The organism is Sorangium sp. So ce887, assembly GCF_051521455.1.
Lineage (GTDB): Bacteria > Myxococcota_A > Polyangia > Polyangiales > Polyangiaceae > Sorangium.
On the sequence record NZ_CP150354.1, the window covers coordinates 5,918,774 to 5,936,649 of the forward strand.

At 68.2% G+C, this 17,876-nt stretch carries 1 protein-coding gene and 1 pseudogene; both read right to left on the minus strand.

What is annotated here, in order from left to right; all coding sequences use genetic code 11:
* Nucleotides 1-240: 240 nt before the first annotated feature.
* Nucleotides 241-9,825, minus strand: a pseudogene (locus WMF36_RS22005) (SDR family NAD(P)-dependent oxidoreductase); the annotation flags it as partial.
* Nucleotides 9,822-17,876, minus strand: a complete 8,055-nt coding sequence (locus WMF36_RS22010; RefSeq protein WP_437581595.1) for an SDR family NAD(P)-dependent oxidoreductase — start codon at nt 17,874-17,876, stop codon at nt 9,822-9,824. The pseudogene WMF36_RS22005 and the gene WMF36_RS22010, both read right to left, overlap by 4 nt.

The window sequence follows — 17,876 nt, forward strand, 5'->3', positions numbered from 1 at the left end:
GTTCCGGTCTTGCGCCGAGAGGTGGCGCCGCATCCTGCTGATCATCGAAGTCGGCCCTCGCCGGGCCGCGGGTGCCACGGCGGAGGCCGTCTTGACGAAGGCCATCTGGCTCGCCGGCACCGACATGAACGTCTCCAGCGCCGCCATCGCCTCGGCGGGCTCGATCGAGCCGATGCCCGCCTGCGCCATGCGCTCGCGATACGCCTTCGACGCCACGACGCCCACGCTGCCCCAGTAGCCCCAGTTGATCACCTTCACGGAGCAGGGCCACTCCCTGGCGAGCGCCTGCGCGAAGGCGTCCTTGAACACGCAGCCAGCCACGTAGTTGCTCTGCCCCGGCCCTCGGGTGAACGAGTTGATTGACGAGAAGAACAGCGCGAAGTCCAGCGGCTCCCCCTGGAAGACCTGCGCCATGCGCACGGTCACATCCACCTTGGCGGACAAGCACGCACGGAATCGGCTCTCTTCCATGTTGGCGAGGCTCTGGTCCAGCAGAACGATGGCCGAGTGGACCACGCCATGGACCTGCCCGAAGCGCTGCTTGATCTCCCTGTAGGCCCACCGCATCCGCTCCAGGTCCGCTGCGTCCGCTGACAGGTAGACGGGGGCGGGGCCGTGGGCCGCCAGCCTGTCGATCTTCGCCTGGATGGCGCCGTCCTGAGGACGCCGGCCGATCCAGATGATCTGCGCCTGGTACCGGCGGATCATGGCTTCGCTCCAGACCTCGCCGATCCCTCCCGCGCCGCCGATGACGACATAGACTCCCCCTTGCCTGTAGGCCGGCGGGCCGGGCTCCGCGGCCTCCATGGGCACAAGCCTGGGCTCGTACCAGCGTCCATCCCGGTACGCCCGCGCGTTCCCCTGTGGATCGGCCGGGAAGGTGCGCAGCTCGGCGAGAGGCCACTCGCCTCCCCGCGGCATGTCCAGGACGCGGACCCTCCAGCCCGGGTACTCCTTCGCCATGGATCCGACCAGCCCATGCAGCCCGGCGTGGGTCGGATCGATGGGATCGTGAGCACCGACGCTCTGCGCCTGCGTTGTGATCAAGGTCCAGCCCAGCGCGCGGCTACCGAAGCCCAGCCCCAGCAGGGCTTTCACGAACCGGAAGCAGAGGAGCACCCCTCCGTTGTGCTCCTCGATCAGGTCGTCCGCCGCCAGCGTCGGGCGGGAACGCTCCGGCGCGATCCAGAGGACGTGGTCGATGGAGCCCAGCGCCTCGAGCTTCGCCGTTATATCGTCGATGGTGTCCAGAGGCGCGAGCTCGATGGCCTGCGCCTCGGGGAAGGTGCTCTGCACGCTGCGCCGTTGCTCCATCGTACCGCCCACGAGGACGAGGCGATCGGCGTTCGCCGGCTGGAGGGCGCCCGCTCGAACATCGCTCGGGATCCATCGCGGAACCAGCATGGCCAGGGAGGGATCCTTGCGCGGCCGGGCCCCTTCCAGGGCCCTCGACGACAGCCCCTTCATGCGGACACAGACGGCTCCGCCGTCATCCAGCAGATCGACGTCGATCTTCGAGACCGGCGCGTCCGCGCCGCTGCCCTCGCTGAACCGCACGTGCGCCCACATCGTGGGCGACAAGCTCCGGAAAACGTCGAGCTGGTCGAGGGCAAACGGAAGCATGGCCTTGCCCTCGCCATGGCTCCTGCCGGCCAGCAAGCCGATGGAGGCCTGGAGCGCGGCGTCCAGCAGGCTGGGATGAAGGACGAACTGAGGCAAGGTCCCCTCAACCGAGGCAGGGAGGACGAGCCTCGCCAGCACCTCGCTCGTGCCGAGATGAATCGCCTCGATCCCTCGGTGGGCCGGGCCGTACTGGATCCCGATCGCCTCGAAGGCTTCGTAGCACTGGGCTGCCGACATCGTCCCGCCACTGCACGCGGCCTGCAGCGCGCCCAGGTCGACGGCGGGCGCACCATGCACCGGACGGAACACGGCGATCCCCTGGCTGTTCACGCTCGCGCCGTCCTGGGAGATCCGGTACGCGATGTCGCCGTTCTTCCTCCGCTCCAGGCCTATCTGCACGCGAGCGGGCCCCGCCCCCACGAGGATCGGCCTGGCCCAGACGATGTTGCACAGCCGGAGGGCCTTGCGCTCCTTCATCGAACCGGCCGCCGCGTCCACCGCGGCCCGCGCCATCTCCAGGTACGCCACGCCCGGCAGGACTCCATCGCCCTTGATCCGGTGATCCGTCAGGAAGAACTCTCGTCCCGAGAACGTGGTGGTGAAGTGGATCCCGTCCAGGTCCGCGGTGTTCTGGTGCACGAGCGGATGAATCACGCCCACGGCCGGCCCCGCCGCGGCCACCGGCGAGGACGGGGTGGGGACCCAGTAGCGCTTCCGAGCGAACGGATAGGTCGGCAGCGCCACGCGCCGGGGCCTGTGCGCGCCGTGCAGCTGGCTCCAGTCGACGGCGAGCCCCTTCGTCCACAGGGCGAGCAGCTCGTCGTTGCGGAACGACCTCTCCACGCTGCCATTCGCGTTCAGGAGCGCCAGCTGGTCCCTGTCGCGCTTGGCGGATCCCCGGAACAGGCCCGCCGCGCTCTCGTCGCCGGCGAGGTACTCCTCCAGCTTGCGCTGGAGCTCCCGGACGGATGCCGCCGTCAGCCCGAGGCGCTCATCCATCGCGTCGCGGCCCGTCTGGAGCGTGTACGCCACCGCGGCGAGCTCCGCGTCGGTGATCTGACCCTCACGAGCCGCGTCCACGAACCGCCGCGCCAGCTCTTTCAGCTGCTCCTTGCTCCTCGCGGAGAGGACGATCCAGGCGGGGCGCTCCGCGTCGACCGCGGGCTCAGGCGCTCGCTGCTCCGCCCTGTATTCCTCGATGACTACATGCGCGTTCGAGCCGCCGGCCCCGAACGACGAGATGCCCGCAAGGCGCGGAGACTCCACGACCACACCGTTGATCGAGAGGACCTGGCGCTTCCACTCGGAGAGCCCTCGCTGGACGTAGAACGGCGTCTCTGCGAAGTCGATGTTGGGATTCAACGTCTCCGAATGGAGGGAGGGCGCCAGCTGCCCGTGCTTCATCTGCAGCAGGACCTTGGTGACCCCCGCGATGCCGGCTGCGCTCTCGCAGTGGCCGATGTTCGACTTGACCGAGCCGATCGCACAGAACTGCTTGTCCTGCGTGAACGGCTGAAACGCCTTGGAGAGCCCCCTTATCTCGATCGGATCCCCCAGGGACGTGCCGGTCCCATGCGCCTCGATGTAGCTGACGGCGCGCGGGTTCAAGCCCGCGCCCTCGTAGGCACGCTGGATCACGCTCATCTGCGCGTTCGGATTCGGGACGGTGTAACCGTTCGTCTTGCCTCCGTGGTTGATCGCGGTGGCCTTGATGACGCCGAGGATCGGGTCTCCGTCCGCGATCGCCCTGTCCAGCGGCTTCAGCAGGACCGCGCCGGCCCCCTCCCCTGGCACGTACCCGTCGCCGCCTACCCCGAAGCTCTCGCAGCGCCCCTTGCTCGAGGCGAATTTTCCCTGCCCGAGCAGCAGGTACTTGTTCGGGTGAACCGACACGTTGACACCGCCCGCGATCGCCATTTCGCACTCGCCGCGCGCCAGGCCCTGGCACGCCAGGTGGATCGCGGTCAGCGAGGAGGAGCACATCGTATCCACCGCCATGCTCGGGCCATGGAAGTTGAAGAAGTACGAGACGCGGTTCGCCACGGACGACGGGTTGCCCGACGCAGCGAACGGCTCGCCGAGCAGCTGCGCCTGCGCCCCGTAAAGCTGGTACTCCTCGTACATCACCCCGACGAACACACCAACGTTCCGGGTGAGCCCGGACCGCTGTGCAGCGGCGAAGGTGTCACGGGAGTAGCCCGCCCCCTCCAGCGTCTCGAAGGCCACCTCCAGAAACAGGCGCTCCTGCGGGTCCATCAGCTCCGCTTCGCGCGGGGAGATATTGAACAAGAGCGGATCGAAGAGGTCCACCCCGTCGATGAAGCCGCCCCACTTCGTGTAGGTCTTCCCGGGCTTGTCCTTGTCAGGGTGGAAGTACTTGCTGTGGTCCCAGCGCTCCGGCGGGACCTCGGTGATGCAGTCCCTGCCGTCACGGAGGTTCTTCCAGAACTGCGCGACGTCGCGCGCTTGCGGGTAGCGCCCGGCGACGCCGATGATCGCTATGTCGAGCGCGCCGCCCCTCCGCTCCACGGCGGGGGCCACGGCGCCAGGAACCACCGCCGCGAAGCGATGACGTCCCGGGCTGCCGTTCGCCAGGGCCCGGTCGGCTCGCGGCGCGGCGGCCGGCGCCTGCGCGGCCGCCGGCGGGGGCTCGCGCTTCGCTCCGTCCCCGCCGAGCAGCGCGACCAGCCTGGTCCGGTGCGCTCCCAGGAAGTAGCCGGCAAGCGCCTCGATGGTCTGGTACTCGAAGAACAATGTCTTGGAGAGCGGGCCGAACTCCCCCTCCAGGACGTTCGTCAGCTCCAGGATCATCACCGAGTCGATGCCATAGTTCTCCATCGGCGCGTCGGCTTCGATGCGGTCTGGCGAGGCCTGGAGCACGGACGAGAGCAGCTTCTTGAAATAGAGGACAGCCCTCTCGTGGAGCAGATCCTCGCCGCCTCCTGACCGAGCCTGCGCTGCCGCCGCCGGCCTCTCCTCGGCTGCGGGCCGCTCAGCCGCGGCCGGCATGGCCGGCGCGGCCCCGAGCACGCGCAGCGCTCTCCGATCCCCCTCGAGGGCCATGATCTGATCGTGGCCCGACGCGAAGCCTTGATGCAGCGCGCGCAGACCCGAGCTCGTCCGCATCGGCAAGAGGCCCGTGGACTCCGTCATCCACTTCTCCGTCTCCGGATCGACGCGCATGCCGCCGTCTCTCCAGAGCGGCCAGTTGATGGAGAGCGTGCGGCCGTGGCGAGCCCCCTGCCGGACGAGGCCGTTGCGATGCGCCGCGAACGAGTCCATGAACGCGTTGCCCATCGCATAGTCGGCCTGCCCCACGTTTCCCACCGCGCCCGCAACGGACGAGCACAGGAGGAAGAAGTCGAGGCGCACGTCCTTCGTCGCGCGGTCCAGGTGGAGAGTGCCGGCCACCTTGGCAGCCAGGACCTGCCGAAGCTCCTGCATCGTCTTCTTGATGATGAAGCTGTCCCTCTTCACTCCCGCGCAATGAATGACGCCATGCAGGGAGCCGAACGCCGCCTGCACCTCCTGGAGCAGAGCCTCGACCGCGCGCTCTTCGGCGACGTCCACCTGGCGATAGACGACCCTGGCGCCAGCCTCTTCCAGCTCCGCGATCCGCGCCCGTGTTTCTTCGGCGAGCGGAGACCGCGCGGTGAGGATCACGGTGGGCTCGGAGGACCGCTCGGCGATCTCCTTCGCGAAGATCAATCCCAGCCCGCCGGCGCCGCCCGTGATCAGGTACACGCCCCTGTCGCGATGGAAGAGGAGAGCCCGGTCCTCTCTCGGCACCACCTCCCGCCATGCGCGGATCAGCCGCTTTCCGTCTCGAACCTGGATCAGGCGCTCCCCCGGCGCGCCGCTGCTCGCGATCACCGCGTCGATCAGGTGCTGAGGCTTCGAATCCGCATCGAGAAGGACGACCTGTCCCTTCACCCGCGGGTTCTCGCGCTCCGCCGTCTGGAGCAAGCCGCTCAGCCCGGTGAGGAGGAGGTCCGGAACGACGATTTGCACCAGCACGTCGCCCGAGGGCTTGCCCCGGAGAATGTCCTGGATCAGCGTGAAGGCCTGAGCGGCGTACGTCTCGAAGCCGAGCTCGTCCGCCTGCAGCGCCAGGCACTGAGCTCCGGGCAGGCCCGCTTGCACGCGTCCGACAACGGACGGCTCCCAGCCGCAGAGGAGCACCAGGTGCTTCGCTACCGCCGCCCTCGCCCCTGGCGGAGCAGCCGCCTGCTCGGTCCAGTGCGGGGCCAGCAGCATGAGGCCGCCGCTGCGCTCGATCCCCCCTTCGAGCGCCCGGAAGGACAGGCCCTGGATCCGCGCGCAGATCGCCCCTTGCGCGTCACAGAGGTCGATATCCAGCTTCTGCACCCTGTCCTCGGGCTGGACTCCAGCGCTCGGCCGGATGTACGCCCACATCGAGGACGTGCACCCCGAGGAGATGTCCACTTGCTCCAGAGCGAACGGCAGCGACGGCCCGGAGGCCTTCTCGCCCTTCATCAACGCCACGGCAGCCTGGAAGGCGGAGTCGAGCAGGCTCGGATGCAGGACGTACCGGCCTTGCGTGTGCGCCACCGAAGACGGCAACGAAAGCTTCGCCAGCACCTGGTTCGTGCCGACACGGACCTCCTCGATGCCCCGGTGCGCCGGTCCGTACTCGATGCCCGCCGCGCGATATGCGTCGTAGCACTCCTCCGCAGTGAACCGGGCCTGCGCACAGATCGCCTGCAGAGACGCGAGGTCCAGCGTCTGACGGTCCGGGATCGGGACCAGCTCGGCGCGGCCCTGGCTGTGGACGACCCGCTCGCCCTCCTCGCGGTACACCTCGAACGCGAGCTCGCCGCCCTGTTCCGGAGAGAGGGCAATGTGCACCGAGATCGGCTGATCGGCCACGGCGATCGGGCGGACCCAGACCACGTTCTTCAGGCGGATCCCTGCCTGCCCCTGCCCTTCGAGACCAGCCGCCTGCTCGACGGCCGCACGGGCCATCTCCAGGGAGGCCACCCCCGGAAGGACCTTGTTGCCCGCCACGACGTGATCGGCGAGGAAGGGCTCGGCCCCCGAGAACACGGACGAGAACCGCTGCTCGCGAAGATCCGACGTGTTCCGGTGCAGCAAGGGGTGCAGCACCGCCGCGGCCGCCTGAGGGATGCGCGCCTTCGCCTCGATCTGCGTCACCCAGTGGCGGTCACGGGCGAAGGGGTATGTCGGCAGGGAGGTGCGGCGCGGCTTGCCGGCGGCGTAGAGCTTGTTCCAGTCGAAGTCGAGCCCTTTGACCCAGAGCTCGAGGACCTTCGAGTGCTTGTGCTTCGCGGCCCATGCATCGAGGAGCACCTGCATGTCCTCATCCGCCGAAAGCACGGACAGGACGTCCCGCCGCTCCCTCGTCGAGCCGCGGTACAGGTCAGCCCTCTCCTTGCCACCCAGGAAATCCCCCAGCCGCTCGCGCACCTCGGCCATCGAGCTGGCGATGAAGCCCAGGCGCACGTCCATCGCCTCTCGCCCGACCTGAAGGGTGTACGCCACCTCCGCGAGGTGGGCGTCCGTCAACCGCTGCTGGTCGATCCACTCGATGAGCCGCTGCGCCACCGCCTGCAGGCGGTCCGGGCTCTTCGCGGACAGCACGATGATCGCCCGCTCTGCCGGCAACGGGGGGCGCGCCTTGGGCACGTACTCTTCGAGGATCAGGTGGGCGTTGGCGCCGCTCCCGCCGAAAGAGGACACGCCCGCGCGGCGCGGATGCTCCTGGCCGTCCACGACCGGCCGCGACCACTCGACCAGCTCCTGATTGACGACGAACGGCGTCGCCGCGAAGTCGATATTCGGATTCAGCTCCGCCGAGTGCAGCGAGGGCACGATCTTGCCGTGCTTCATCTGCAGGAGCACCTTCGTCACACCGGCGACCCCCGCGGCCGACTCGCAGTGTCCGATGTTCGACTTGGCCGATCCGATCCGGCAGTGCTGCCGCGGCGCGCCGCCGCCGAAGGCGCTCGACAGTCCGGCGATCTCGATCGGATCGCCGAGCTTCGTCCCCGTGCCGTGCGCCTCCACGTACGTGATCGTGCGCGGATCGACCTTCGCCTCATGCAGCGCCTGGGCGATGACGGCGCCCTGCGCGCGAGGGCTCGGCACGGTGTAGCCGCTCGCCTTGCCGCCGTGGTTGACGGCCACGCCCTTGATCACCCCGTAGATGTGATCGCCGTCCCGCTCCGCGTCCTCCAGGCGCTTCAGGAACAAGACGCCGACCCCCTCTCCCGGGACGTAGCCGCCCCCGCCGACGCCGAAGCTCTGGCACTGGCCCTCAGACGAGATGAACTGCGCCTGGCTCAGCGCCAGGTACTTGTTGGGATGAATGGTGAGGTTGACGCCTCCCGCCAGCGCCGAGTCGATGCGACCTCCTCGCAGGGACTGGCAGGCGAGGTAGATGGCCGTCAGGGAGCTGGAGCACATCGTATCCACGGCCAGGCTCGGACCGTGAAAGTTGCAGAAATACGAGACGCGCGACGCGATCGAGCTGATGCCTCCCGGCAGCCCGAAGCGCTCTCCCCGCACGGAGGACTCTGCGGCGAACAGGGGGTACTCCTGGAACATCGCGCCCACGAACACGCCGACCTGACCGGGCAGATACAGACCGCCGCGCCCCTGCAGCTCCTCCCGGACGTATCCGGCGTCCTCCAGCGCAGCCCAGCAATGCTCCAGGAAGAGGCGCTCTTGCGGGTCCATCGCGTCCGCTTCGCGTGGTGCGATGTTGAAGAACATCGGGTCGAACTTGTCGTGGTCCTCGATGAAGCCGCCCCACTTGCTGAAGATGTGCCCCGGCTTGGTGCGGTCGTCCGAGTGATATTCCCTCCAGTCCCAGCGCTCCGTCGGGACCTCCGTGATGCAGTCCAGGCCCGCCTCGAGGTTCCTCCAGAACGCGTCCAAGTCGTACGACTTCGGATAGCGGCCTGACATCCCGACGACGGCGATGTCGACGCCGCTCGAGGTGGCCGGTAGGGCGGCTGGTGCGACAGGGGAGATCGAAGCAGAGGCGGCGACCGGCGGCGGCGCGGCGACCGGCGGCGGCGCAGCCGCGGCGGCGGGCCTCGCCGCCCTTCGCGGCTCCCGCTCCAGCTTGTCCCGCAAGAAGCGCATCAGCTCCCGGAGGCTGTTCGTCTCGAACAGCAGGGTCGGGTTCAGGGACAGCGAGAGCGTGTCTTCCAGCTCCTTGATGACCATCAGCAGCTGCGCTGATTCCAGCCCCAGCTCGAAGAACACAGTGTCGAGATCGAGGTCGCCCGGGTACCGCCTCAGGTGCCTGGCGAAGATGTTCCTCAACACCGCTTCCAGGTTGGTATCCTCGGGGCCGGCGTCTCGGACCTCGACCCGCTCCGGCTGCGGAAGGGCGTCATGCCGCTTCGATGCCACCAGCCCTTGCGCTCGCACCCTCTTCGTCGTCAGCCCCCTCAGCTCCGCGATCTGCCTGCCCTCCAGATCGAAGAACGCGAGGTCGATCGTGTGCAGATCCCCCCGCTTGCGCAGGGTGGCCGAAGCCAGACACTCGGTCCGAAGCGGCTCCGAGGCATAAAATGCCTCGTAGAACAGCGGCAGGAACAGCTCGTCGCCCTCCGGCGCCTCGCCTCCGAGCGCGGCCGACGCCATCGCCGCGCCGTCGAGCAGCGTCGGATGGAAGAGTAACTGCCCGCCTTCTTCGCGATGCACCTCGTCCACGCTCAGCTCGATGAGCGGCTCGGCAGGAGTGAGGTGGATCGTCCCCTTCGCCTTCATGATGCCCTGGTGAACCAGGCCGTGCCGCCGAGCCTCTGCGTACACCTCCTCGAGCTCTCGGGAGCGCACCGCCGCCTGCTTCAATGCCCGCACGTCGATCCGCCGGTCGAGAGGGAGAGGCGCTTCGTGCAGCTCGGCGGTGACGTAGGGAGTGTCGGACCGGTCGTCCCGGACGGTGATGCTCCAGGCTTCGGCCTCCTTTTTGAAAGAGAAAGCAATCTCGAGCTCGGCGGGCGCCGTGAGAAGCTTGTAGATCACCACCCGTTTCAGGCTGCATGTATGATACGCAACGCCGATCGCGCGCCGCGCCATCTGATACAGCATGTCGATGTAGGCCAGGCCCGGCAGGATGGGTGTCCCCTGCACCAGATGGTTCTTGATGACGGGATGCTCTGACCGGACGCTGAGCCGCGCGAATTTCTCCATGGCCGAGCTCATGAGGCCACCACCACTTCTCCCCAGAAGGTCTGGGTCGCCGCGACCAGCTCCGGCGCGAGGGTCCGGGTCGCCGCGACCGTCTGGGTCGCCGCGACCGGCTCCGGCGCGCTTCCGGCGCGCGGGGGGAAGCGCCGCCTCGCCAGGCTGGGCGCCGGCTTCGGGAAGTACCGCTGCTGGTAGGCGCCGCCGGCCACGAATTCCCCGATCACGACGTGGCAGTTGGTTCCTCCGTCAGGGAACGAGCTCTGCGCGGCCACCCGCTCCGTCCCAGGAGCCACATCCCACGCGATCGCCTCTCGGTTGAAGCGGATCCGGGACGAGGCGAAGTCGTAATGGTCGAACGGGTCCTTCGCCGACAAGAACGGCGGGATCTGCTTGTAGTGCACGCTGAGCACGCAGCGGATGAAGCCGGCGAGCCCTGATGCCAGGAGCAGGTGGCCGACATTCGGCTTGATCGAGCCGACCGCGCAGGCCGGCATCGCCGTGTTGCCCAGCTGGTACACGTCGGACAGCGCCTTGATCTCGATCGAGTCGAGCACGGGCGAGCCTCCGCCGTTCACCTCGATGTACCCGATCTCCGGGGCCCGCTTCCCGGCCAGGTCCAGCGCCTCCTTGAGCACCTGCCGCTGGGCTTCGATGTTTGGCGAGCCGGGCCCGAGCGTGCGGCCGTCGTTGTTGGACGCGATGGCCTTGAGGACTCCGTAGATCTGGTTGCCGTCGCGAACCGCATCGCCGAGTCGCTTCAGCACGACGATCCCGGCTCCCTCGCCGAGGACTTCGCCGCCCGAGCGCTTGTCGAAGAGCTCGAACCTGCCGTCTCTGCTGAGGATATTGCGAGCATCGAAGAGGTCGTGCGAGAAGGGCGTGAGCGTCAGCGAGACAGCGCCGACCAGCGCCATCTCGATGCGCCCTGCCTTCAGGGAATCCACAGCGAAGGACATGCCCGTCAGCGCGGACGAGCAGGCGGTGTCCACCACCAGGCTCGGCCCTCTCAGGTTGAAGAAGCGGGAGACGTTCGACGCCAGGTAGTTCGGAGAGATGGCCAGCACCGGGTTCGGCGCGTCAAGCACCGCCTGCAAGTCTGCTTGGTTCTGGGGGCGCGCCCCGATGTAGACGCCCACCCTCGCGCCAGAGAGCTCCTTGTGGTCGTACCCCGCGTCGTAGGCCGCCTTCAAGCTCTCCTCGAGGATGACGCGCGCCTGCGGATCCATCACGGCCGCGTCGGCCTCGTTCAGCCGGAAGAAGCCCGGATCGAACATGTCGTAGTCGTCGAGCCAACCGCCGTAGTCGATGCGGCCGCGCCTGGGCGCCCAGCGCCCGGAGACCGGCCCGATCGCGGATCGGCCGTCGACCAGGAGCGCCCAGAACGCCTCCTTGGTCGGAGCCGCCGGGAAGCGGCAGGAAATCCCGACGACCGCGATGTCGTCCGAGGCGGCGGCGGCCTCGCGCGCGGGGGCCGCCGCCGCACCGGAGGCGAGCCCCGCGTGTGCGGGCGAGCTCACGTGGTGGACCGACAGCGCGTGATGCTCCGCAAAGTAGTCGGTCAGCGCCGTGAGGGAGCCGTGCTCGAGGAGGAGGGCTGGGTCGAGCTTCTGCTCGACCTTCGTCTGCAGGACCTTGACGAGCTGCGCGATGAGGATCGAGTCGATGCCGTACTCGTCGAACGGTTTGTCGTCCTGCATCTGCGCATCGGTCAGCTTCAGCTCCGACATGAACACGTCGCGCAGCCAGGCCCGGATGGCTTCGCGGCCCCCCCCTCGCGCAGCGGCCCGGAGCGCCGGCTTTCCGCTCTCCTGGGCGGGCCTTGCCGGCTTCGCCCGCAGCAACGCCTCGGCCGAGAACGCGCCCGGCCTCCGCACGCACGGGAAGCTTACGGCGTGCTCGCTGGCCATCACGATGTCCAGGAGCCTGAGCCCATCCGCCGTGCCGACCGCGGCGAGCCCACTCCTGGCATATGTCGGGGTGCTGCCCTCGCCTGCCGCCATTCCGACCTCACCCCACGCCGGCCATTGCAGCGACTTGAAGCAGGAGCGGCCCTGGCCGGCGTGGTGGGCGGCGAAGGCATCCATGAATGCGTTCGCCATCGCGTAGTCGCTCTGGCCGGTCGCCAGGGTCGGCGCGAGGCCGGAGACGGAGGAGAACAGAATGAAGAACGACAGCGGCTCTTCCTGCAGCGCCTGAGCCAGGGTAGCCAGCCCTCTGACCTTCGGCTCACAGACGGCCTGGAGCTCCGAGGTCTCCTTCTGGAAGAAGACCGGGGTCCTCCCCATGACGCCGGCGCAGTGGAAGACGCCGCGGATCGGGCCTGCCTGCCGGTGGATGTCCTTCACCATCTCCTGCAAGCCACCCGCGTCCGTGAGCGGCGTGGAGAAGTAGCGAACGTCGCACCCCTGCTCGATCAGGCGCTGCAGCCGCGCGAGCTTCTCGCGCTGCTCCGTGCGATCCGGGCGGGCGATGAGTCCCCGCCACTCCGGGATGGACGGCAGCACCTCTCGACCCATCAGGACCAGGTGGCGGCAGCCTTGCGCCACGGCGTGCTCCGCGACGGCCGCCCCGATCCCGCGTGTGCCCCCGGTGATCAGGATGACGTCATCCGGCGAGTAGCGATGCGGCGCGGCCGCTGTCCGGCGGATGTGCTCGTTCGTCCGCTTCAGCACCAGCTCCGGCACATGCCGCCGCCCGTTCCGGTAGCAGACCTCGGAAGGCCCTGTCGGGTCGGACGCGGAGTCGCGACCCACGTTGGAGGGACCCGCGGACGCGGAGTCCCGACCCACGTCGAAAAACTCGGAGAGGATCTGCTCGACCAGGACCTCGCGCTGGCCGAGCGGAGCGTCGCTGTCCACGCAGATGGAGCGGACTTGCCGGTACTCGGCGCCGAGCATCCGGTACAGTCCGGAGACGCGCGCGCCCTGCATCGTGGGCGCCTGCGTCTGGCAGTCCGTCAGGTTGTGGGTCACCTGGAGCAAGGTGAGCCCGGCCGCCCTGTCGTGCTCGATCAGCCTTTGCAGGAGCGCAATCTTTCCCGCCTCCAGGTCGAGCGAGCGCTCATACTCGACGTCATACGCCGTCAAATCGATGACTCCCAGGAGTGCCCGGCCGGCGAGCCCGCTTTTCACCCGCTCATGGAGCACCACGCCCGCTTCCGCGGAGTAGAAGTCGGTGTCGCCCTGAACGGCGTGGAATGCCTCCACCCCATCCACATGCTCGAGCAAGGCAGCGGCCAGCGACGCGGTAGCCGGCGTCTGCAGGACGAGCACGACGCCGGAGGCCGGACGGGACGGATCTCCGGCTGGCTCGGGCTTCCATTCCTTCACGAAGATGGCCGCTTCCAGCTCGGCCGTCACCGCCGGCGCCGGCAGTTTCTGTGCCCCATCCTGCGGGACCCAGTAGCGCTCTTCCGCGAACGGGTACGTCGGCAGGCTGATCCGGCGAGGCCTTTGCTCTCCATAGAGCTCGCTCCAATTCACGGCCTCTCCGTCCGCCCAGCGCCTCGCGATCCGGGCCGCATCCGGTCCGCGGACGGGGGCGGCCTGCGCGCTGCCCTTCTCCTCGCTCGTGAAGCAATCACGAATTTCCTTCTCGCCATTCACGAACGCCGACAGCCTCTGCAGCAGCTCTTCCTGGGTCCGGACGAGGAAGGCGACACGGTGCTCGAACGGCTCGCGCCCCACCTGGTACGTGTACGCCAGCTCGGTCAGGTCGACCCGCCGCTCGCCGAGGAAGCGATGGAGCTTGCGCGCATAGGCCGTCAGTCGTTCCCGGGTGCGGGCTGACAGCGGGACGACCGCGAGGGATAGGACCGCAGGCTCCGAGACGCAGGCCGCCCCCGGGATGTACTCCTCGAGGACAACATGCGCGTTGCTGCCGCTGGCCCCGAACGAGCTGAGCCCCGCTCGTCTGGGATAGACGACCGGCTTCCCGTCCTCCACAAGCACGGGCCGCTCCCACTCCTGCAGGCGGTCGACCACGTAGAACGCGGTGCTCTCGAACGGGATGAAGGGATTGCGTGGCGTCCCGTGGAGGGACGGGAAGAGCTGCCCGTGCTGAAGCTGGAGCAGGACCTTGGTCAGACCGGCGATCCCGGCTGCAGCCTCCAGATGACCGATGTTCGACTTGGCCGAGCCTACCGCGCAGAAGCGCGTGCGGTCCGTCGACTGGCGGAACGCGCGGTTCAAGCCCTGAATCTCGATCGGGTCTCCCAGCGAGGTGCCGGTGCCATGCGCCTCGACGTAGGACATGGTCGTCGGGTCGATGCCCGCGTTCTTGAGCGCATGCGCGATGACCTGGCCCTGGGCGACCGGATCGGGCACCGTGAGCCCAGACGTCTTGCCGACGTGGTTCAACGCCGAGCCCTTGATGATGCCGTAGATGGGATAGCCCTGCCTCTCCGCCTCCTCCACCGTGGTCAATAGCACGGCCCCGACGCCCTCACCTGGCACATACCCGTCTCCTCCCGCGCCGAAGCTGCGGCACTTCCCGTCGGAAGAGAGGAAGCCCACGCGGGAGAGAAACATGTACTTGTGCGGGTGAGTGACGAGGTTGACCCCGCCCGCCAGCGCGTACTCGCACTCGCCTCGGCGGATGCTCTCGCAGGCCAGATGAATCGACGTCAGCGAGGAGGAGCACATCGAGTCCACCGCCATCGACGGGCCGTGGAGGTTCATGCAGTAGGAGACGGTGTTCGGGATCGCGGCGGGCGTCACGCCGAACGACATCGGCGTGCCACGCTGCGTCTGCTCGGCGGCGAACAGCTCGTAGTGGCTCCAGAACACGCCCGCGAACACGCCCACGCTCTTCCTGGCGGACACGGGGTAGTGGTGCTCCGTCCGATCCAGGTAGAACCCGGCATCCTCGCAGGCCTCCCAAGCCGCCTGCAGGAACAAGCGCGCCTGCGGATCCATCACCTCCGCTTGACGAGGCGGAATGTTGAAGAAGAGCGGGTCGAAGCCGTCGATCCTGTCGATGAATCCGCCGAACCTGTAAAACTGCTCCACGTCGTACGGGATTGAATGGCCCTCCCAGCGCTCCTTCGGCATGCCGGACGTACAGTCCCTGCCGTCCCGCAGGTTCTCGTAGAACTCGGCGATGGAGCTGGCCATCGGGTAGCGGCCCGACACCCCGACGACCGCGATGTCCCTTGGCTCGCTGGCGAACCGGTTCGCCCGCTCGTCCTGCGCGGCAGGAGCCGCCAGGAGGGAGCCGAACCGCTCCTCGACCTTCCGCTCGTCTCCGTAGACGACGAGGGTCCGCGCGTCGTCCCTCTGGACTATCTCGTCCAGGGCCCGCAGCCCCTCCTCCGCCGGCAGCGCCTTCATGCCGGAGGACTGGAGCATCATCCGCTCGAGCTCGCGGTGGATCTGCATACCGCCCTCGCGCCAGAGCGGCCAGTCGATGGAGAGGCTCTTTCCGGATCGCGCGCCTCCACGGACCAGCTGCCGGCGGTGCTCGATGAAGCAGTCCATGAACGCGTTGGCGCTCGCGTAATCGCACTGCCCCAGGCTGCCGAACGCGGCGGAGAGCGACGAGAAGGTCACGAAGAAATCGAGCGGCTCGTCCCGCGTGACCTTGTCGAGGTTCTCCAGGCCTCGGACCTTCGGGCGGAAGACGTCGACGATCTCGGACGGGTCCTTCTGAACGATGACCTGATCCTTGAGCAGCCCCGCCAGGTGCAGGACCCCGTTCACCGGCCCCATCCGCTCCCGGATGGCCTGCACGGCGCGCTGCAGCTCGGCCTCGTTGCCAAGATCCGCGCGGACGTGGAAGACGTCTGCCCCCGGACGGCTGAGACCGTCGATCTTCCATGGCTCCGCCTGCGAACGACCGATCAGGGCCACCCGGGCCCTCGCTCGACGGAGCAGATGATCGGCCAGCAGGTACCCCAGGCCGCCCAGCCCACCAGCGATGAGGTACACTCCGCCATCGCGATAGACTGGCCCGGCCGGCGCGCCCGCCGGCACGCTCCTCCGCCACTTCAGCACCCGACGTCGCAGCCGGTCTCCGAGGTATTGAACCTCGGAGCATCCCGGCTCGCGGGACGAGCCCTCGCGCCCGAGCAAACGGACGACCTCTTCCGGATGACGGTCGATGCCCTCGACGCCGATCACCTGGCCGTGGACGCTCGGGTTCTCCTGGTGGGCCGTCTTCAGCAAGGCCCCCAGCGCGTGGGCGTAGCGGCCTTCTTCACCGGAGTCCGCGACGATCTGCACGAGCAGCTCGGCACCCGAACGCTCCTTGAGCCACGCCTGGACCCTCCGGAACAACTGCTGAAACGACGCCTCGAAGCGAGCGGCCACGCTCGGCCCGGCGGAGTCCAGCCGGATCACTTCGGCGTCGCGGAGCGCCTCTCGAATGCGCGCCTCATGAGCCGCGGCCGAGCCGTGCAGCACCACCACGCGATGATCCGGTCGTCTCGCCGTTCGACTCGCCTCGACAGACGGCTCGTCCACCCACACCGGCTGGAACATCATCAGGCTGCCGGTCGACTCCACGAGCGAATCCGGTCCCCCTGCCCGTGCCGCCAGGGGCCGCGCTCTGCCCCGGAAGGCAGCCGCATGCTTCTCCACCAGGTAATCCGCGAGTCGCTCGACCGTCGCGTACTCGAACAGGAGCGTCGGATACAGCGCCTCGCCGACCCGCTTCTCCAGCACCCCGACGAGGTGCAGCAGCTGGGTAGAATCCAGCCCCAGATCGTAGAACCCGGTGCGATCGCCGATGCCCTCCGGCTGCCTCTCCAGCACACGAGCGACCTGCTCCTGCAGATAGCCGACGATGGCCTGCCTGATCTCGGGAACCTCCGGTGTCCCCGCAGGGGCAGCCTCATCGTCGCGGGCGAAGGCGCGAGGATGATGCTCGAGCAGATACTCGGTCAGCCGGCGAATCGTCGCGTACTCGAACAGCAACGTCGGATACAGCTCGGCGCCTACCTCCTGCTCCAGCCACCTGGCGAGGCCTAGCAGCTGCGTCGAGTCCAGGCCGAGCTCATAGAAGCCCGTCTGGAGGCCGACCGCCGCCGGGCTCCCGCCCAGCATGTCCGCGATCTTCGCCTGCAGGGAGGAGACGAGCGCGTGCTCCGCGGGCGGTGCCGCGTGCCCCGCAGGCGGTGCCGCGTGCCCCGCAGGCGGTGCCGCGTGACCCGAAGCCTGTAGAGACGCGCCGCGCGCGGACGAGGCCAGCTGCGTGATCAGCTTCGACTCCCGCACGCGCTTGATGGTCAATTTCTGGAACTCGACCAGCACCTCGCCTCGCTCGTCGCAGATCGTGATGTCGGTCGAGAAGAGGTCGTCGTGCGTCACCCCGTCATCGCCTGGACGGCGCGGTCGTGTCGAGTAGGTGTAGACCGTCTGCGGAAGCGGGCGATGGATGCAGAACCGCTGGATCAGGAACGGAATGAACGGCGTGCCCTGCCCGGCCCCGCCGTGCAGATCCCCGCTCAACAGAAACGAGGAGCCCGCGAGCGTGGATGCATCCAGCAAGGCCGGATGAGCGTGGAAGTTGCCGCGGTACTTCTCCGCCAGAGCGCTCAGGCGGATCTCCATCAGCTCTTCCTGGCCGCGCTGGTACACTGTGCCCAGCGTCTTCATGAAGTCGAAGTGTTCGATCCGACCTTCCCTGGCGACGCGGTAGAACTCGTCCAGATCCCAGCGCCTGTCCGGCTCGCGAACGAGGGCCTGGACATCGACCTTGCGGCCGGGAGCGCCCGAGGCTCGCGGCGCGAGCGAGCACTCCAGGATGTCGGCCTTCTTCGCTTCGACCTGCGCTCCGCCCTTCACCTTCTGGCTGGCGATGCTCACCGACCACTTCGCTCCCCGCGGGGCGAACGTGACGTAGACGTCCTGGTCGAAGTCCTCCGACGTGGAGATCGGCTGTTTGAACAGCACGTTCTCGAGCTCGATCGCCTGTGTGGACAGGTACGCCCCGGCCAGCCGATAGATCATGTCCAGCAGGGCCACGCCCGGCAGGATGCGCACGCCATGAACGAGGTGATCCCGGACGATGAAGTTCGCGTTCTTGATCGCCTGGATGAATGTCTTGGCTTCCCGACCGTTCTGCAC